Here is an 18705-nt window from a genome sequence, read left to right on the forward strand (position 1 = left end):
AAGCGTTACGCTAAACGCCTTGCGACAAGCTTCAACAGCTCGATCATTAGAACATTGAAAGCTACTACTTCTTCACTCTTCATTTATTCAACCAATCACATGCTAGTGAGCCGCATTAAAAGTGCTGGTTTTTTATAGCATGTTTTTTTATTGTCATAAAAGGTCATATTATGCAGATTAAAGCGTCTACACCATCGTCAGTATTATTGGTTTGTTTGGGCAATATTTGTAGATCACCGACGGCCGAAGAGATCTTTCGCCAACAAGCTGCCATAGCAGGACTTTCGCTAAAAATAGATTCTGCAGGTACAAGTGATTGGCATATCGGTAAAGCGCCCGATCCGCGCTCACAGCGCCATGCCAAAAGTCAGGGCTATAACCTCAGTAAGTTGGTTGCGCGTCAAGTCAGTGCAGAGGATTTTTATAACTTTGATCTTATCTTAGCCATGGATACGCAAAACTTAGCTGACCTGCAAGCGATTAAAGATGGCCTGCCAAATACAGATGATAAACTGGCTAGACTGGCATTGTTTAGCGAAGAAGATCCCAACTATGGTGGCGATGATGTTCCTGATCCCTATCAAGGTGACGGGGATGACTTTGAAGAAGTCATTGAGCGTATCGAATCCAGTGTACAAGCTTGGATTGAGAGCTGGAATGCTATGTAGTTGTATCTGATAGACATTTATATCGCTCAGAGCTTTGCTGATACTAACCACAAAACCTGCATGTTTTATCTGATTTTATCTTGTGTATGCCTTATAATAACGAGCGTATTAAGGTCTATTTAATCTCTGATCATAGCCTTACTCACGCTCATTTATTTGCTAAATAGACTGCCTTATGATTACAGACTTGTGCCTTGATACCAGTAAGCAAAATGATCCATTGTATGACCTTTCTCATGCTAATACGATGGCACTTGCTTGTCTGGCTGACACAGTGGTGACGCTCACAGCTGAGTCTCAGCTTGATACCTTTATGGCAAGCACCGATAGCAGTCAGCCGTTATTTGTATTATCTGGTGGTAGTAATGTCCTGCTTCCTTCAAAGCTCCATGCTATTGTGTTACGACCAAAAATGCGTGGCATCACCATCACCGCGCAAACTCAAGATTATGTAGAAATCGAAGTCATGGCAGGTGAAAATTGGCATGACTTGGTCATCCATACCGTTGACCAAGGCTGGTATGGACTCGAGAACTTAGCCCTCATTCCTGGGCTGACAGGTGCCGCCCCTGTACAGAATATTGGTGCATACGGTGTTCAACTTGAAGACTATATGCAATATGTCCGTGCTTATCATTTACCAAGCAAAACTTGGCATCAGCTAACTGCCGCAGACTGTGAGTTTGGCTATCGAGACAGTCTTTTCAAACGCACGCCCAATACTTGGCTCATCAGCCGTGTCGGTTTTCGTTTGCATACTGATCCAACCAAAGTTTTAGCCAATTACGGCGATGTACAAACCGTTGCCCAAACCTATGCTGAGCAGCAAGGGCGTGCCCTACCTGCCCCACGCGATGTGATGCATGCCATCATTGATATTCGCAAACAAAAGCTACCAGACCCGCAGCAATTACCAAACTGCGGCAGCTTTTTCCAAAATCCGATCATCTCTCAAAACCAGTTCGAATCATTACAGAGCATCTACCCTAATATTGTCGGCTACCCTATGCCCACATCAACCGTCAAAGTCGCTGCAGGTTGGTTGATAGAGCAAGCTGGGCTAAAAGGTAGCGGTATTGAGCCGATAGTCACTCATAAGCATCAAGCGCTCGTGCTTACCAACCATACTCCCTATCAAGCTACCCAAGCAGACGTGGCAACAGCCCAAAACCATATCGCAAGCAGCGTTTATGACAAGTTTGCCATTACCCTGTGTCGTGAACCAGTTTGGGTAAACGCTGACGGTACGATTGGACAAGAGCATGCGGTCTAAACGCCCATGGTCAAAACGGCTGTGGCGTCATTACTTACGCTCAGCTGAGCGTATGATAAGATTATTTCGTATCATTAACATCACTTTTTTGCTTGGCTCGACAATGATTATTCTTGTCCTTGTCAGCCTATTTACCCCGCTGTTCTCGCGTGCGGTGGTATATATGTTTCAACACCTGCCCCTATCTGCTATGCCGCCTACAGCGACAAGCTCACCACCAACGGCTTACGTGATATTAGGTGGTGGCCTTACCAACGACAATAACAACCAAATCATCCTAAATGGCTACAGCTTAAACCGTGTTCGCACTGCTGCGACAGCCTATCATGATCTGCCATTACCGATTGTCCTAAGTGGCGCTGAAGCTCCTTGGATGAATCAATGGCTTATCGAACATGGTATTGAAGGCTCGATAAGTGAAAATGCCAGTATGAATACCTGCGAAAATGCACGTTTTATTGCCAAGCGTATCCCGCTACAGCATGTCTACCTAGTGACCGACAGTTACCACATGGCACGGGCACGCAGACAGCTGGCCTTAAATGGTATTAATAGTACACCTCTCAGCGCCCCACTACCCGTCAATCGTGACTGGATGGAACCGGCGCAAAACTTAAGCCATTCTAGGCGTGCAGTCTATGAAATAGCGGCCTACCTGCGGGATGTTTTGCGCCCGCAGTCAGATTGTCGCCGGGCAGACGAAGTCACCATCGAGCAGCTACTAACGCCGAGAGGTAAGGCGGTCAAAACCTTTAACTGACACCAGCCACATATTTAAAAACAAGTTTAACGCGTCATTAAGATCTATTAAATGTTCGATCTATACAGGTCACTTATTACACTTGCAAAAAGTGTATAATAATATAAGAAACTGCTATTTAAGAGGTTTACCATGCTCAGTATATTTTTATTAATCCCGTTGAGTTTGATGCTGTTTGTGGTGGCCATTTGGGCGGTGCGTTACGCAGTAAAATCCAATCAATTTGAAGATTTGGACAATGCTTCACAGCGCATTATATTGGATGACCGACAAGAGCGGCGTCAAGTCTTGCAGTCTCATGAGCCCCTCAATCCTACTGAAGAAGCTGAAGCGAGCGCTCTTGATAATGAGGCTAAAGACATGAGTTTGGATGATTCTGCCCCTATCCAAGCCAAAGACTCTGATCTTCCCAAAACATAGCCCTAAACCTTTTTTGAACCATGTTTTCAAGCCTTGCCGTTAGGCACTGCGATCAAGTATGACTTTTAGATTCACTATTTCATCCACTACCTGTTGTCTTTATTTGTGAAAAACAGGTTTGCATACTATGCATTATTTAGGAGACAGTCCTTATGACCACAGCGTTATTAGTTGCGGCATTTTTAATGGGGTTTTTGGGTTCACCACACTGCTTGGGCATGTGCGGTGGTCTGGTCGCGGCTTTTAGTCTATCTATGAAAGACGTCAGCCCAGCCAAGCGTCGTCGCCTAATCGCTACCTATCATTTTGGACGCCTAGTCAGTTATTCTATTTTGGGCTTAGTTGCAGGTCTCATCGGTACGACTGTCTTAGAGCCCCTGATGAAAGGTAACAGTACACCGCGTATCTTGCTAGGACTGGTCTTAGTCTTTGTAGGCGTTACCATGCTTGGTATGCCGTTTTTGAACAAACTTGAGCGGGTAGGCATGCGTTTTTGGCAGTATCTTAGCCCAGTACGTCAAAAAGTATTTCCACTCAATACTTATCCTCGCGCACTGGCGGCAGGGCTGTTGTGGGGCTACTTACCCTGTGGACTGGTCTATGGCGCATTGCTGATCGCTGTCGTTGCCCATGATCCGTTGAGCGGTGCGGCACTGATGTTTGTCTTTGGTCTAGGTACAGTCCCGATGTTGGTTGCTACTCATGAGACCGTTGGGTGGCTACGTGATAAAATTGGACGTTTCCGCTTACGCCAAGTAAATGGCGCACTAATGGTACTGTCAGGTATGGCCGTTATTTTTGTACCTATGATTATGATGTCCATGCATAGCGGACATGGTGGGCATGGCGGAGAAGACGATCATGCACAGATGGATCATGGTAGCCCTTCTGCTATGGTGTCTGAAGCAGATAACGCTAGCCATCAAGATATGAGTCAGATGAACAACAGCACACATGACATGAATGAACATGCAGAGACTGTGGATCACACTCAATAATTGAGCACCAAACCAAATTAGCCACAGAAAAGCCCTCAACGTGCATCTCATCGTTGAGGGCTTTTTTATAATTGCTTATTAACAGGCATTTATAATAGCTATTTATGATGGCTATTTATAAAACAAGCAAAACAACTTTATACGCTAGGCTATAGTCAAGGAGTTTTAAAATCGCTACAAGGCGACCGACCGCAGATAGTACACTAAGTACATCTAGGGCGGATAACACCGTAGCGGTTTAAAAGTGCTCCGACTATATTATGCTTGCCATTGCTCAAGGCTAAACTTAGTATCCAAATGCTTTTCAAGCGCGGGTATGTTGAAGGCATCGTCTTCACTGACAAAGCTGATACTGATACCCGTTTGCCCAGCACGGCCTGTACGACCGATACGATGCACGTAATCATCTGGCTGATCTGGTAATGTATAGTTGACCACGTGGCTGATATCATCGACATGAATACCACGTCCTGCAACATCGGTCGCTACCAAAATAGAGGCATGACCATCTTTAAAGCGCTGTAAATACTTTTCACGCTTTTGCTGAATCACATCACCTGACAGCATCACAACTTTATGGCCTTGACGCAATTTATGATATAAGCGCTTTACCTGATCCTTGCGATTGGCAAAGACGATTACCTTATCCACTGCTGTATCAGCCAAAATACCTTGTAAGGCATCTAACTTTTGGTCTTCTGTCAATAAGTAAAAATGCTGATCGACCAATTCACTGGTTTTGTGCTCAGGCTCTATTTCAACAAACTGCGGCTCATGTAACCAGCGGTAGGCAAGATTCATTACATCTTGGTTAAAGGTAGCGGAAAATAACAAGCTCTGACGGTCTGTATTCGGTGGCATACGACCAACCAAGCGTTTGATATCAGGGATAAAGCCCATATCGAGCATACGATCTGCTTCATCCAATACCAATACTTCTACACGGTCAAGATACACCATGCCTTTGTTCATCAGATCAATCAAACGTCCAGGTGTGGCAATCAAAATATCAACATATTGACGCTCAAGCTCGTGCTGCTGCGTTTCATAGTTGGTGCCGCCCATGATACAGACGCTATGTAATGAGGTATATTTGGTCAGCGCGATACAATCATCGAATATCTGCTGTGCCAGCTCACGTGTTGGCGCCATAACGACTGCGCGCGGCTCACCTAAAAACCGCTGTTCGTCATCAGCGAAAGAGCGCTTTAGTAAGGTTTCCATAATGGTCAGCAAAAACGTCGCTGTCTTACCAGTACCGGTTTGCGCCTGACCAATAGCATCTTGATGCGCCAAAGTATGCGGCAATATCTGGGCTTGAATGGCAGTCAATTCGGTGAATCCCAAATCACTGATCGCTTTTAAGGTTGGCTCTGAAAGTGGGAGATCAGTGAATGTTTTAAAATTACTCAAAAAATTATCCTTGTGTATGAATCGCTGATATATGAATTGCTTGTATATAAATCGCTTATATATAAATCAACAGTAGGCTTATCTCAAGTTTTGGCTGGGCTTATAGTAAATGCAAACAAGAGTGGCCAAACTCAGCAAACTCTACAGTATAATGACATATAAAATCTATAAGCACAAAAAAGCCAAGCCTTATGTCTGCCCTTTACCAAAACATTGCAACATGCTCAACATTGGTAAGTTATGACCGGCTTGACTCAGTAGTATATCAGTAGTTTGCTCTGCAATATGGTTAAACACTCATATTGGCCAGGCTGATTATTCGTCTACTTTTCTGACTTCTTCGGCTTGCAGGCCTTTTTGACCTTCAACCACACTAAACTCAACCTTTTCACCATCTTTTAAAGAGCGATAGCCATCACCTTGAATCGCGCGGAAATGGACAAAGATGTCTTCTCCGCTATCACGTTGAATGAAACCAAAGCCTTTTGAGTCATTAAACCACTTAACAGTACCTTGTTCACGAGCTGACATAATAGTGCTTCCTAAAAAGTGCGATTAGCCCCAAATTCCTTTGCAACATTGCATATAAACGGGTGCTAAAATCATGAAATCAAAAAATAAACAGGTTGTCTCAAATACCAAAACGATATTTGTAACAAACTTGCAATACTTATCGTATAAAAAATATCATAACACGTGTTTTTAGTAACACAAAGCCTTTTAACATGGTTTTTAGCACTTATGTGGGGTTTTTATGTAATTTTTTTATAACATGGTGGTCAAGCTGTTATTATAAAGCCATTCTTTATCCTGTTAATCATTTATCATTTTCCTATTTCCAGTCATCTATAGAGTATAGAGAGAGCTATGAGCGCACCTTCTCATCAATCAGTAACGACAAATACCACAACAACAGACCGCTCTGATACAGAGACAAAGCCTACACTGACACGTAAGCTTCTATTGATCAATGGGGTGAACTTAAACTTATTAGGTAAGCGTGAGCCTGAAATTTATGGTCACACCACACTTGCTGATATTGAAGCACAGCTGACCGCTCGTGCAGCCAAACACAATATTGAGCTTATTTGCATTCAATCAAATCACGAAGGACAACTGGTCGATGATATTCAACATCATGGCCTACTAGCCAATGCAGCATCACAGGTAGACGCTATTATTATCAATCCAGCTGCCTTTACCCATACCTCAGTAGCGCTACGTGACGCCCTGCTCGCCACCCAAAAACCATTTATCGAAGTGCATTTATCCAATGTGCATAGCCGCGAGCCGTTTCGTCAGCACTCATATCTAAGCGATATAGCCGTCGGTGTCATTTGCGGTTTGGGTCATTTTGGCTATCAGATGGCGCTTGATTATTGGTTGCTCCATACATATAACATAGCCTTAACTGACTGATTGGCTTTAAGATCTGTCAGACAAGCTAAGCTTCTTAAGTATTGAAAACTTGAGTATTTAGTAACTTAAGCATACTGGCTAAACCGCTTGGGCTTAATTAGAATAGAGCTGCATCAACATAACGACTTAATATACCAATAATGACTCAACACACGGTGATATGAATGGCAAAATCGTCCGGAAAACGCTTTATGAAACTTGCTGGTATGACTGCAAGCATCGCAGGCAAAGCGGCTAAGAACTCATTAAAGCACCTGTCTAGTGACGAAGAAAAGCGTCTGCAAGCACGCTCTGAGATGATGCAAGATGTGGGGATTCAGATTGCTGAGACCTTAGGTGAGATGAAAGGCGCTGTCATGAAAGTGGGACAAATTGCCTCACAGTATAAAGATGTGTTTCCGCCTGAAGTCGCAACCGCTCTAGAAAAACTGCAAAAAGACGCGCCACCAATGCCTTACGCTCAGATTCGTATGCAGGTTGAGCGCGAGCTCAAAGCACCTATTAATGAGTTATTTACTGAATTTGAAGACGTGCCTTTTGCGGCAGCATCCATCGGTCAGGTTCATAGAGCCATCTTACCCTCCGGACAAAAGGTAGTGGTCAAAGTGCAGTATCCCGATGTCGATGAAAACTGCGACAGTGACCTCAAACAAGTACGCATGGCCTTAAAAGTCGCAGGCGTGCTTAATATGAGTCGCAAACTGCAAGAGCAACTGTTTGATGAGATACGTCAAAGCTTGCATGATGAACTCGACTATATCAAGGAAGCGCATAACTTATTAGTATTTGGCGCCTTCCACGCCGACGACGAAGGTCTCATTATCCCCAAAGTTATCAGCAGTCATTCTACCAAGCGGATTTTGACCTTGACGGAAGAGATGGGAGAAAGCCTGACCACTGCGGCGACTTGGGACAACAGCGTCAAACAAAAAATTGCTCAGCGACTATTTCACTTTAGTGCAGGTCAGTTATTTGGCTTATATCGCATGCACTGTGATCCGCATCCTGGCAACTTTGCCTTTCGCCCTGACGGCAGCGTCGTTGCCTATGATTTCGGTGGTATCCGCAGCTATAGCAATGCGGAAGTACAGTTGTTTCGCAGGTTCGCTTATCATGCTGTAAAAGGCGATACGATAGCACTTGAACAAGATTTGATCGCGTTGGGCATCCGCCGTGATGATGAAAAAAACGTACCGGGAGAGTTTTACCAGCAGTGGCTTGCCATTGGCCTAAAACCTCTGTCTATAGCGCCCTATCAAGAAGGCCCTTTTGATTTTGCGGGTAGCCAAGTCCATCATGAAGCCATTACGCAGATGCGGACGTCTTTGAAGTACTTTGGTCAGTTTCAACCGTCAGCGACGACTATGATGCTCGATCGTACGGTATCGGGACAATATTGGAACTTGGTAAACCTAGGCGTCGAGATAGATTTGTCGCCACTGGTAGAGGAATACTTGGAAACACCAAAGTATTAATAAGTTAGATGTTAATAACTTAATATCAATAAAACTCACACATGCAGAGCATGGCCACAGCGATCACAGAATACCGCACCTACTGCATGACCAAACTTACCGCAGTTTGGGCAGGTGACAGGATTGAGCTGTGGGCGCATGTTACGCGCCAGCTCAGAGGTAAAAATCCCTGTCGGCACCGCAATGATAGAGTAACCCGTGATCATGACCATGGTCGCAATAGCCTGACCCAGTGGTGTTTTTGGCGACATATCACCATAACCAACGGTGGTCATCGTGACGACTGCCCAATAGATAGAGACTGGAATACTGGTAAAACCATTCTCAGGCCCTTCTACCACATAAATAATTGAGCCGAAAATTGTTACCAGTAGCACCAATGATAAAAAGAATACGGTGATTTTTTGTTGGCTGGTTCTGAGGGCAGATGCCAAAAAACCCGCTTGCTGCATGTAGGCTTTTAGCTTGAGCACACGAAACACGCGTAAGATACGTAAAATTCGTATGACCAGTAGATACTGTACACCACCAAAAAACAAGCTTAAGTAGCTTGGTAAGATGGACAATAAATCTACTACACCAAAAAAACTAAAAGCGTAGCGAAGACGATTGGGCGCTGAAAACAGTCTTAAAAGATATTCAAAAGTAAATAAAATGGTGAAGAACCATTCTGCATAATAAAATATCGTCCCATATTGCAAACGCATATATAGCACACTATCAAGCATCACTACGCCGACACTGGTCAAAATCGCAATTAACAATACAATATCGAAAAACTTACCCAAACGGGTGTCTGTGCCTTCGATAATAATATGAATGCGGTTACGTAGATAAGTAATGGCTTCAGCAGTTGGTTGCTTCATAGAATCTGTGGGCTCATAAAGTCAGTAGCTATAGTCGATTCAGTTAAAAAAATAGTACTGCTAACATGAGTTTTCGCAGCATCAAACCGTGCAAAGTGCGCAGCAAGCGAGAAAAACTGATACTAGCAGAACGCTATTTTGAATGTGCCTCTTTTATATTGAATTGACTATACATAATATCGGATGGTTTGACGTAATAGAGATAAGCGCGGGTTAGTCAAAATGCGCAGAAGTGGTTTATAATATAGACCGCTCAAGCTCACCATCATGGCACATAATTTGCCACAGTGTAGCAAAAAACTGCTGTTAACGACATACAATTCGCAAGCATAAGCCTAAGCTGGTTACGCTAGGAAAGTGTATCGACACACCTCTACAAAGCGTGATTGCTAGAGCATATTGAACATGCTAATAAATAAAAACATTATCATGTATGTGACTCACATTGAGCATGTACTAAATAGCCAGTGAAACTTAAGGATATAATATGGCAGGTCATTCAAAATGGGCAAATATAAAACACCGTAAAGCCCGTCAGGATGCAGTTAGAGGCAAGGTGTTTACCAAAGTTATCCGTGAAATCGTCTCAGCCGCCAAACAAGGTGATCCTGATCCTGATAAAAACCCGCGTCTACGGGCCGCTATCGAAAAAGGTCTGTCCGTCAATATGACCCGCGACACTATTAATCGTGCGGTCGATCGTGGTACTGGTGGCGGCGACACTACCAATATGGATGAGATCAGCTATGAGGGTTACGGCGTCGGCGGCGTGGCTGTGCTTGTCGAAACCATGACCGACAATGTCAATCGCACCGTCAGTGAGGTGCGTCATGCTTTTACTAAGCACGATGGCAACCTTGGCACCTCAGGCTCAGTGGCTTATCTGTTTACTAAGCGTGGTGAGATCTCCTTTAATGACACAAGCTTAGAAGATGAAGTTATGCTTGCCGCACTAGATGCTGGCGCTCTTGATATCGAAAATGATGGCGACAGCCTGCTTGTCATCACTGAATGGGAAAGTTTTGGTCAGGTCAAAGATGCCCTTAATGCTGCTGGTCTTGTCTCAGACAATGCTGAAGTGACTATGTCACCCTCTACGCAAGCTGAAATTGATAATATCGATGATGCACAACAAGTAATGAAAATGATCGATATGCTGGAGGATATAGACGATGTACAAGAGGTCTATACCAACGTCAGCTTCACCGATGAGGTGATGGCTCAGCTTGAAGAGTAGCTTGCATTTATAGTTCACTCATTAAGAAATAAAAAAGCCAAACGCTATAGATAACGTTTGGCTTTTTACCTGCTTCTCAGTTTACATCTCTCTAGCAGAGAGCTTTAATACTAGTTTTGAATACTCATTTTGAGTTTTAGGTTTTATACTGCACCCCTTCAAGTGCTAGCAAGTACGCTTTTTTATCTAGCCCGCCAGTATAGCCCCCAAGCTTACCATCGCTGGCAATGACCCGATGGCAAGGGACAATAATGCTAAAGGGGTTTTTGCCGTTAGCATTGGCCACCGCGCGAAAGCCTTTTGGATTACCCACGCGCTGTGCTAGCGTAGCATAGCTGATAGCCTCACCGTAATTGATAGCTTGTAGTGCTTGCCATACTTTTTGCTGAAAATCAGTACCCATTGAGGTATCTAGTGGCAAGTCAAAACTATCGCGCTTGCCAGCAGCATATTCATTAAGCTGGTTAATGGCATCAAGCAGTAAAGCCTGAGCAGGATACTGTTTACTTAGGCTATTCTTATCTATGAATATGAAATCATCCTCGCTAAGCTTATAGTGCTTTTTGAGCTTGGCAGAGGATTTAGACTGTCGCCATGACTGATCTTTTGACAGCCAATTAATCTCAACAAGCTTGGGGCTTTGATGCTCATCTGTGCTTGCTATCAAAATTAATTGATCTTGAGCAAAATTTGTCATTGTTACAATCATAATACCTCCCCTGCCTTGTTAACTGCTCATCTTGCTAAAAGGTTAACTTTCATCCGTCTCAAACAAAGCGGCAACAAACTGCTTGGGACTAAAGGCACGCAAGTCATCAATTGACTCGCCAACCCCAATATAACGGATGGGTACATCGGTCGTTTCAGCGATATTGAATACCACCCCACCTTTGGCCGTACCGTCAAGCTTAGTAATGGTAATGCCCGTTAGTGGCACCACTTTATTGAACAGCTCCACTTGATTGATGGCATTTTGACCTGTACCAGCATCAAGGACAATCATGCCCTCATGCGGGGCACTCGGGTCTGACTTTTGCATCACTCGTACTACTTTTTCTAATTCGTTCATCAAGTAAGTCTTATTCTGCAAGCGCCCTGCAGTATCCGCAATCAGCACGTCGATGTTTTTGGCTTTTGCAGATTGCATCGCATCAAAGATGACCGAAGCGCTGTCAGAGCCATGACCTTGAGCGACGACTGGAATATTGTTACGCTCACCCCAAATCTGTAGCTGCTCGGTAGCAGCGGCGCGGAAAGTATCACCAGCCGCTAGCATGACCGACTTACCTTCACCTTGTAAACGCTTGGCAAGCTTTCCGATGGTAGTCGTTTTACCTACACCATTCACGCCAACAACCAAGATAACAAAGGGTTTTTTACTGGTATCAATCACCAGCGGCGCTACTTTTGGCGTTAAGATGTCAACCAGCTCGCTTTGTAAGGCCTTATACAGTGAATGCGCATAAATCAAATCACCACGAGCTGTTTGCTCAGTCAAACTTTTAATAATACGATTGGTCGCATTTACCCCAATATCAGCGACCAACAGTTGGTCTTCAACTTCCTCTAACAGCTCATCATCGATCTCTTTGCCACCGATAAGGATACTAACCATGCCTTCTGCTAGATTCTTACGTGACTTACTGAGTCCTGATTTCATCCGATTAAACCAGCTGCCCTGTTGACGACCTTGCTTCTCATCTACATGCTTTGGTTTAGCTTCAGCCATCTCAGTACTGGCTACTAATGACTTTGCTGCTGCGCTCTCACTTGCATGCTCTTGCAAAGGCATCGTTGGGATAGTAGGCCGATTGGTATCACTTTTGATATGTTGTTCGTTGGCCGCCGTGCTTTCAGACGTATCTTTTGTGTCAGTCGATACAATTGGCGTACCCAGCTCGATACTTTCTGCAGCGTTTGCTGTTGATACTTCTACATTTGCGCCTATATTCTTTGCTGTACTCTCTTGCGTGCGCACAGCACTCGTCTCAGGCTCATCTATGATGGGGACGGATTGCGCTGGCAAACTGGGTAAGGTAATATCATCGTCATCTAAATCATCAAGGTCACCATCCAAGTTGATGACCACACGATTGCTATTATTTGGATTATTCATATGCTTGCCCTAAAGGTTATCACTGTCAGTAATGTGTTTGTTGTGCCGTTTATAGCAGTATCAACGGCATCATTAGAATAAGAGATGGTTTTTGTGCTAGTTTAGCATAATTCAAGGCAAGCTCAGCGACGTCAATAACAGTAACCGCTGATGCGTGACAAATCAGCTGAGCAAGCTTCTCTTAAGGTTTGGACACAAATCTCTGACTTTGCTGATGTTAAAGTTCGCTACAGTCAGCTATAAGCGATTATTTAAACAGGAACAGACATGTTACCGCTAACTCAATCATGCCCATCGAGCGACATCAAACCTAATATTAAGCAGGGTTTTAAGAGCGACTCTATTTATAGAAAAACCCATAAATTAAGCCTACCGCTTGTTTTATTGGCTTTGTCTTTTTCAACCGTAGGCTGCGCCACCATGCAAGCACTTGAACCCACGGCCATCTTAATCTCCGATATGAAAAAAATATTGTAATACGTCTTATTGTCTTACCTTTTTAAAACAACTTTTTATAACCGATCCACTATAAAACAAATACAGTGCTACTGGGGTGAATTTTGTGCAGCATCGAACAGTGACACAGTCGCAAAGCAAGCAAGCAAGCAAGCAAGCAAAGAAAATTTATACCAGTAGCACGCCGTAAAAGCGGTACTCTTTTTATTTAGGATTCACTATATTAAAAATCAGGAATATTTATGTCAGCAATACTATCAACTCATAAGACGTCAACCACTTCGCGTGCGAACACCATCATAAAAATTATGGTCGCTATGATTATGAGCATTTTATTATTAGCAGCCGTAGGTTGTAGCACAACTCAAGAATTCAAGCCAACCGCTAGCGTTATTGTTGGTGGACATAAATCTCTATAAAGCCTATATCGTACACAATAACCCTTCTTTATTTAGCCATATTCAGCCGTTATTTTATAAGTAGAACCTATCATGTCTCTGTCTTTATCACTACCTGCTAACTCACTACGCATGGCCTGTGCCTTAGCGCTTGCTACCACCCTTGCTGCCTGTCAAACCAGTAATCTTAAACCAACCGCACAACCCGATGTAACCAGTGTGACAACCGTCACTCCTAGCACCCCAACAACAGATGCAACTGAGCAGTCTTCAGCGCTGGCTATGGATATGTCAGGTCGGCATGAGTATCAGCTAGACAATGGACTTAAAATCATCGTAAAAGAAGACCACCGTGCCCCAGTCGTGATGACACAAATTTGGTATCGTGTGGGCTCAGCAGATGAACCGCACGATAAAGGCGGCATCTCGCACCTACTTGAGCACATGATGTTTAAAGGCACTGCTGATGTATCAAGTGATGACTATGAGCGTTTGATTGCCAAGTTTGGCGGGGTAAATAATGCCTTTACTAGCTACGACTATACTGGTTACTATGAGCTGTTTCCAGCGAACCGTATGCCGCTCGCGCTAGAGTTAGAAGCCGACCGTATGACTAATTTGCGCTTCGATGCCGCCGCGTTTGATAAAGAGCGGCAAGTCGTCATGGAAGAGCGCCGCCAACGTACCGATGACAACCCACTGGCCAAGGCCTATGAGTCATTTCGCTTACTAGCTCTACCTGACAGCCCTAAAGGCGAATCTGTAATCGGACCCATGAGCGAGCTTGAGTCTATTACACTGGCTGAGTTAAAAGACTGGTATAAAACATGGTATGCACCTAATAACGCAACCTTGGTGATCGTCGGTGATGTTGAACCAGAAGACGTGCTGACGCAAGTCAAACGCTACTTTGACGATCTAAAACCCAGCACTACTCTGCCTGAGCGTTCTGCCGTCAGCCAACAAGGCTTTCGTGGCTATCAAAAAGTAGACTCTGAGCAAGCGGTTCAGGTACCCGTATTACTTATGGGTTATAACGTACCTAGTCTGTCAACAGTTGCTGTAAATAATGAAAAGCAAGCATACGCTCTGTCACTTGCGCAAGATGTGCTTGACGGCGGTCTGTCTGCTCGACTAGAGAGTCGGCTCATCCGTGAACAAGGCCTACTGACCTCTGTGGGAACTTCTTATAACTTGCTTGATCGCGGCGACGGCTTGTTTCTGATACAAGCTACTGCGCGTGAAGGTATTAGCTTGACGCAAGCACAAGACGCCATCACGGCTGAGATAGGCAAGCTTGCTACCGACCCCATCAATGCCGATGAAATAAGCCGCGCAAAGACCAATACTGTCACTGGTCTAGTTTACGCGCAAGACAGTATGCAAGGACAAGCCCAGATGATTGGCTCACTACAGACTATCGGACTCGATGACAGACTACTTGCAACCCTGCCCGCCAAGCTAGATAGCGTGAGTGTCGCTGACATCCAAGCCGCCAGCAAAAAATACCTAGTGCCAGACAATCTGACCGTGATGCATATCGTACCACCTGCCAGTCAAACGGATAAAGCTGAGACAAGCACAGCAGAAACGACTGACTAGACCGTGTCCTAATACTAAGAAGAAAAATATGACTAAGAAGGCTTTTATATCCATGCTAAAAACAACACTACAACACGCAACTCTAGCACAGCAAAAACGCACCAAATCTATGCGTATATCCTCTCTCAGTGCGGGTATGGTTTTGGGGTTAGCAGCGCTGACCACTCCAGCTTATACAAATTCAGCTCATGCTGCTTTGGCTGCCGAAGACGGCTATCGCGACTCTACCGCGACTGTGGATGCAAGCGCACCCATTGCAGCATTATCTAAGCTTACCAGCCTTGATAACGCCAAACCGCTACAGCTCACTGTACCAACGATTGAGCATTTCAAGACCTCTGCTGGTGTGCCCGTCTCTTTTGTGCGTGCAACTACCCTCCCTATCGTAGATATCGACTTGCGCTTCAATGCTGGTAGCGCCCGTGACGGGGATATACGTAACAATGGTTTTGGTATCGCCAACATGGCCGCTACGATGCTCACTCAAGGCACCAACCGCTTAGATGAAGAGGCCTTTACCCGCGCTGTTGAGACTTTAGGTATTGATTTAGGGAGTCGTGCCTACAAAGACATGTTTATCGTCTCGCTGCGCAGCTTGTCTGATGATGAGCATTTGCTACCCGCAGTTGATTTAATGACCCAAACCCTCACCCAGCCAACTTTTGATCCGCAGATTTTGGAGCGCAATAAAGCAAGATTACTGGTCGGTCTACAGCAGCAAAAACAAGACCCAGGCAGCCTTGCCAGCCTCGCTTTCAATGAGGCTCTGTATGGGTCGCACCCTTATGCCCACCCTTCATCGGGCACACTTGAGACCGTACCAAGCATCAAAAAAGAAGATCTGACGGACTTTCAAGACCGCTACCTCGTCGCTGCCAATGCGTCACTTGCCATGACGGGCAATCTAACATTAGCCCAAGCCAAACAACTCGCTGACGCCATCACTGGCGACTTACCTACAGGTAAAGCCGCTGAGCCCTTACCTGAACCAAAACCACTCACCCAAGCACAGCACATTCATATTCCATTTCCCAGTACTCAAACCACGGTATTAATGGGTCAATTGGGCAACAAGCGCGCCACTGATACCAAGGCTCAGCAGCAGCAAACCAACTTTGCAGTGGGTAATGAAGTCATGGCAGGCGGTAACTTCAATGCCCGACTGATGACACAAATACGTCAAAACCTTGGGCTTACCTATGGCATCTCAGGCTCTATGAGTCCAATGTTGGCTCGCGGCCCTTATCAGATAGGGTTTTCCACACGTAATGACAAATCCCGCGATGCTATCGATGCCAGCTTAGCAGTCATTCACGACACGTTAGACAAGGGAATTACTCTTGATGAGATGCGCTTGACCACGGACAACATGAAGAATAGCTTTCCGATGAGTTTTGCGAGTAATGCAGGGATTAATGGTTTATTGGGGATGATGAATTTTTATAAACTACCAGATAACTATTTGACCGACTATATGAGACGCATTGACAACGTCCAGCTACTAGCAGTCAATCAGACCATGCGTGAGACACTTGATCCTGATCGCTTTTTGATTGTGACGGTAGGAGCAGAGGATCCGAAACTGAAAGTCTCAACTGAGAATAAGGTTACAGATTAGTCTGTAACCGTTATGGCTACATCATAGCTTAAGTGCTTAGGCTTGTAGGTGGCACCATCATAAGCTAAGCGAATGACATGTTTATCATATGAAGACACCACCTCATAGTCGCCGTTGGCAAAATTATGCAGCGTAGGCACAATTAGTAATGCTTCTATCTGTCTATTGTCAAGAGTAACAGCAAGCTTCTGTCCGCGACGTAAATACAAAAAATAATCGCAGTGATCATTCACCATCACCTCAGAAGCACGCTCAATAGTAGCTTCACCTATACTTCCTTGCAGCAACTTGGGGCATATATCAGCATGCTGAGCCGCTAGCCGCGCATAGGAGTTTTTGATATTGTCCTCAATTTCAGCAGCTTTTTGCTGCTGTTGCTTGATTGCTGTAGGGTTTACATCAACCAAACTTGTATTAGGATCACTTGGGCTACAAGCATTGCTCACAAAAAGCACGGATGCAGCTGTAACAATCAATGCTAGCTCTTTTTTATTAATATATTTACTTGGCTTAAACTTACGTATAGCAGCCATTGAAAACCTAGTATTTTTCATAAAATCTGCTTATATCAAACACTTATGTCACTACTTGATGAATGAATGTCATTAAAACAAACAATAATTCATGGCTATTAAAACATATATAACCAAAATCTCACTAACTTTCAGTGACCTATACGTCAGCTCAAATTTATAACGCATCAACGATCAAGGCTACTAGTACCTTCGTTCATCACTGGTTGATTGATACTATCCCCTGTACCCATAGGCTGCTTAGAGTGATACTAATACCGACAAGACGAGCTACTCGTAGCATGATTAAAGCCCCACTTACGATAACCTTGCGTGTCTAAATGCACAGAGCCTGTTGAGTACAAACCCAGTCCAAAGTTATAAGACTCCCCTTGATATTGCCAAAACTGACACAGATCGTCTTGCATCTTACTCAGTAGCCAAAAGTTATCTTGGTACTCAGGAACCCAAATATCTATTGCGCCCGCAGTCATATGCTTACTGCTATTAGCACCGCCAGCACAGCTATTGAGTCCCGGACTACGATAGACAGAACGGATTTCCGTGCTTGCTGGCAAGATTCCTTGATTTTTTAATAAGCTATAGAGCCGCAACGTAGGCACGATATTTGACCATAAGTCTTGCGGTGGCAGCTGATAAGGCTCATAACCGCACTTATCCCAACTACGCGCTGTGGTAAGCAATTGTTCAAGCGGTGGGACATTATGAGCCCCGATTTGCGAGCTTAGGTAACGTTGGTAGTTTGCAACTTCTTGTGCCCGAAAGCGATTGCTATTGAGCCAAGTGTTAAAATCCATCGCAGTGGCATTACTATAATAATTATCGCTTGTGCTATAACTATTGTTATAACCAGTGCTTGCTCTAGGCTTATTGATATACACGCGTTTGTTTTCTTCTATTGATACGTTGGCATCAAAATTATATTCGCGCTGTTTTTGTTTGATCAGCCCCTGCATACGATCATCGCTTGATAGCGCCTGATTAGAGTTGCTAGAATAATTACTGGTAACAGCCGTACCTTGACGTATTTGAATGCGGCGCTCACTATTGTCTTGCAAGATGGCCGCTTGAGCACCCACACTACTGGCACATACAGCAAGAGCTATCATGGATTTTTTTATAAAGGTAATACTACTGTTCGTATTTTTCATGTGGGCAATTATCGCTAAAAACATTTTATCGATACTATCAAATTTTATGCAGGCAAGCTAAACTATTGCATCGTATAATAGGTAATAGAAATCTAATTAACATTTATCATCATTATTTTTATAATTACGTTACCTTTGACGAGTTTGCTTTTATACAAACTTACTCTCCCATCATCCATGACCGCTAGCTTTTGCAAAAACCTGACAACAGTCACCTTGCACGCTATTACGATTAACTTATCGCTAATTTTAGTCACTGTTTGCATGCATTTAAATTATAGTTACTTAAATTATAGCCACTT

The 18705-nt window shown here is 44.2% G+C and carries 18 protein-coding genes; 11 read left to right on the plus strand and 7 right to left on the minus strand.

From position 1 onward, the window contains the following. Window positions 1-170: 170 nt before the first annotated feature. The 5 genes from JMY01_RS06995 to JMY01_RS07015 all read left to right on the plus strand — a co-directional run bounded on the left by JMY01_RS06995 (window position 171) and on the right by JMY01_RS07015 (window position 4119). On the plus strand, window positions 171-668 hold the full coding sequence (locus tag JMY01_RS06995) for a low molecular weight protein-tyrosine-phosphatase (RefSeq protein WP_201574892.1): 498 nt from the start codon (window positions 171-173) through the stop codon (window positions 666-668). A 175-nt stretch (window positions 669-843) separates the two neighbouring features. Next, window positions 844-1941, plus strand: coding sequence for a UDP-N-acetylmuramate dehydrogenase (murB, locus tag JMY01_RS07000; RefSeq protein WP_201574893.1), 1098 nt, complete (start codon window positions 844-846; stop codon window positions 1939-1941). Then, window positions 1931-2701 (plus strand): YdcF family protein, encoded by a 771-nt coding sequence (locus tag JMY01_RS07005; RefSeq protein WP_201574894.1) that lies wholly within the window; start codon window positions 1931-1933, stop codon window positions 2699-2701. The genes murB and JMY01_RS07005 overlap by 11 nt, the downstream gene beginning before the upstream one ends. A 132-nt stretch (window positions 2702-2833) precedes the next feature. Then, a complete protein-coding gene (gene ccoS / locus JMY01_RS07010) occupies window positions 2834-3121 on the plus strand; it encodes a cbb3-type cytochrome oxidase assembly protein CcoS (protein ID WP_201574895.1) in 288 nt (95 codons plus the stop codon). A 152-nt stretch (window positions 3122-3273) separates the two neighbouring features. Beyond that, window positions 3274-4119 (plus strand): sulfite exporter TauE/SafE family protein, encoded by an 846-nt coding sequence (locus JMY01_RS07015; protein WP_201574896.1) that lies wholly within the window; start codon window positions 3274-3276, stop codon window positions 4117-4119. Window positions 4120-4377: 258 nt separating this feature from the next. On the opposite strand, the gene JMY01_RS07020 is transcribed toward JMY01_RS07015, so the two are convergent. Beyond that, window positions 4378-5532 carry a DEAD/DEAH box helicase gene (locus tag JMY01_RS07020; protein WP_201574897.1) on the minus strand — a complete coding sequence of 385 codons (1155 nt, stop codon included), beginning with the start codon at window positions 5530-5532 and terminating at the stop codon, window positions 4378-4380. 315 nt (window positions 5533-5847) lie between these two features. After that, window positions 5848-6063 carry a cold-shock protein gene (locus tag JMY01_RS07025; protein ID WP_201574898.1) on the minus strand — a complete coding sequence of 72 codons (216 nt, stop codon included), beginning with the start codon at window positions 6061-6063 and terminating at the stop codon, window positions 5848-5850. Between the two features lie 336 nt (window positions 6064-6399). On the opposite strand from JMY01_RS07025, the gene aroQ reads away from it, so the two are divergent. After that, on the plus strand, window positions 6400-6951 hold the full coding sequence (gene aroQ / locus JMY01_RS07030) for a type II 3-dehydroquinate dehydratase (protein WP_201574899.1): 552 nt from the start codon (window positions 6400-6402) through the stop codon (window positions 6949-6951). Between the two features lie 164 nt (window positions 6952-7115). Beyond that, window positions 7116-8426 (plus strand): AarF/ABC1/UbiB kinase family protein, encoded by a 1311-nt coding sequence (locus JMY01_RS07035; RefSeq protein ID WP_201574900.1) that lies wholly within the window; start codon window positions 7116-7118, stop codon window positions 8424-8426. A gap of 35 nt (window positions 8427-8461) precedes the next feature. Here the strand turns inward: JMY01_RS07035 and JMY01_RS07040 are convergent, their stop codons facing one another. After that, window positions 8462-9292: an ion transporter gene (locus JMY01_RS07040; RefSeq protein ID WP_201574901.1), complete on the minus strand. Its 831-nt coding sequence runs from the start codon at window positions 9290-9292 to the stop codon at window positions 8462-8464. 487 nt (window positions 9293-9779) lie between these two features. On the opposite strand from JMY01_RS07040, the gene JMY01_RS07045 reads away from it, so the two are divergent. Then, complete coding sequence (locus JMY01_RS07045) at window positions 9780-10529, plus strand: YebC/PmpR family DNA-binding transcriptional regulator (RefSeq protein WP_201574902.1); 750 nt, start codon at window positions 9780-9782, stop codon at window positions 10527-10529. A 136-nt stretch (window positions 10530-10665) separates the two neighbouring features. Here JMY01_RS07045 and JMY01_RS07050 read toward each other — a convergent pair whose 3' ends face one another. Both JMY01_RS07050 and ftsY read right to left on the minus strand, forming a co-directional pair. Next, window positions 10666-11238: a methylated-DNA--[protein]-cysteine S-methyltransferase gene (locus JMY01_RS07050; protein ID WP_201574903.1), complete on the minus strand. Its 573-nt coding sequence runs from the start codon at window positions 11236-11238 to the stop codon at window positions 10666-10668. Window positions 11239-11280: 42 nt separating this feature from the next. Next, the gene (ftsY, locus tag JMY01_RS07055) at window positions 11281-12258 is read right to left on the minus strand and encodes a signal recognition particle-docking protein FtsY (RefSeq protein WP_227677999.1); all 978 of its coding nucleotides are present in this window, start codon (window positions 12256-12258) and stop codon (window positions 11281-11283) included. Between the two features lie 654 nt (window positions 12259-12912). Between ftsY and JMY01_RS07065 the strand changes: the two genes are divergently transcribed. The 3 genes from JMY01_RS07065 (at window position 12913) to JMY01_RS07075 (ending at window position 16719) form a co-directional block, all read left to right on the plus strand. Next, entirely contained in the window at window positions 12913-13122 is a 210-nt protein-coding gene (locus JMY01_RS07065; RefSeq protein ID WP_201574904.1) for a hypothetical protein, read from the plus strand. 470 nt (window positions 13123-13592) lie between these two features. Continuing rightward, a complete protein-coding gene (locus tag JMY01_RS07070) occupies window positions 13593-15101 on the plus strand; it encodes a pitrilysin family protein (RefSeq protein ID WP_201574905.1) in 1509 nt (502 codons plus the stop codon). Window positions 15102-15153: 52 nt separating this feature from the next. Beyond that, complete coding sequence (locus tag JMY01_RS07075) at window positions 15154-16719, plus strand: pitrilysin family protein (protein WP_201574906.1); 1566 nt, start codon at window positions 15154-15156, stop codon at window positions 16717-16719. On the opposite strand, the gene JMY01_RS07080 is transcribed toward JMY01_RS07075, so the two are convergent. Further along, window positions 16716-17273 (minus strand): hypothetical protein, encoded by a 558-nt coding sequence (locus JMY01_RS07080; RefSeq protein ID WP_201574907.1) that lies wholly within the window; start codon window positions 17271-17273, stop codon window positions 16716-16718. The two genes, JMY01_RS07075 and JMY01_RS07080, sit on opposite strands and share 4 nt — an antisense overlap. Window positions 17274-17503: 230 nt before the next feature. Then, window positions 17504-18403, minus strand: coding sequence for a D-Ala-D-Ala carboxypeptidase family metallohydrolase (locus tag JMY01_RS07085; protein WP_201574908.1), 900 nt, complete (start codon window positions 18401-18403; stop codon window positions 17504-17506). Window positions 18404-18705: the final 302 nt, after the last annotated feature.

The organism is Psychrobacter sp. H8-1, assembly GCF_904846575.1.
Lineage (GTDB): Bacteria > Pseudomonadota > Gammaproteobacteria > Pseudomonadales > Moraxellaceae > Psychrobacter > Psychrobacter fulvigenes.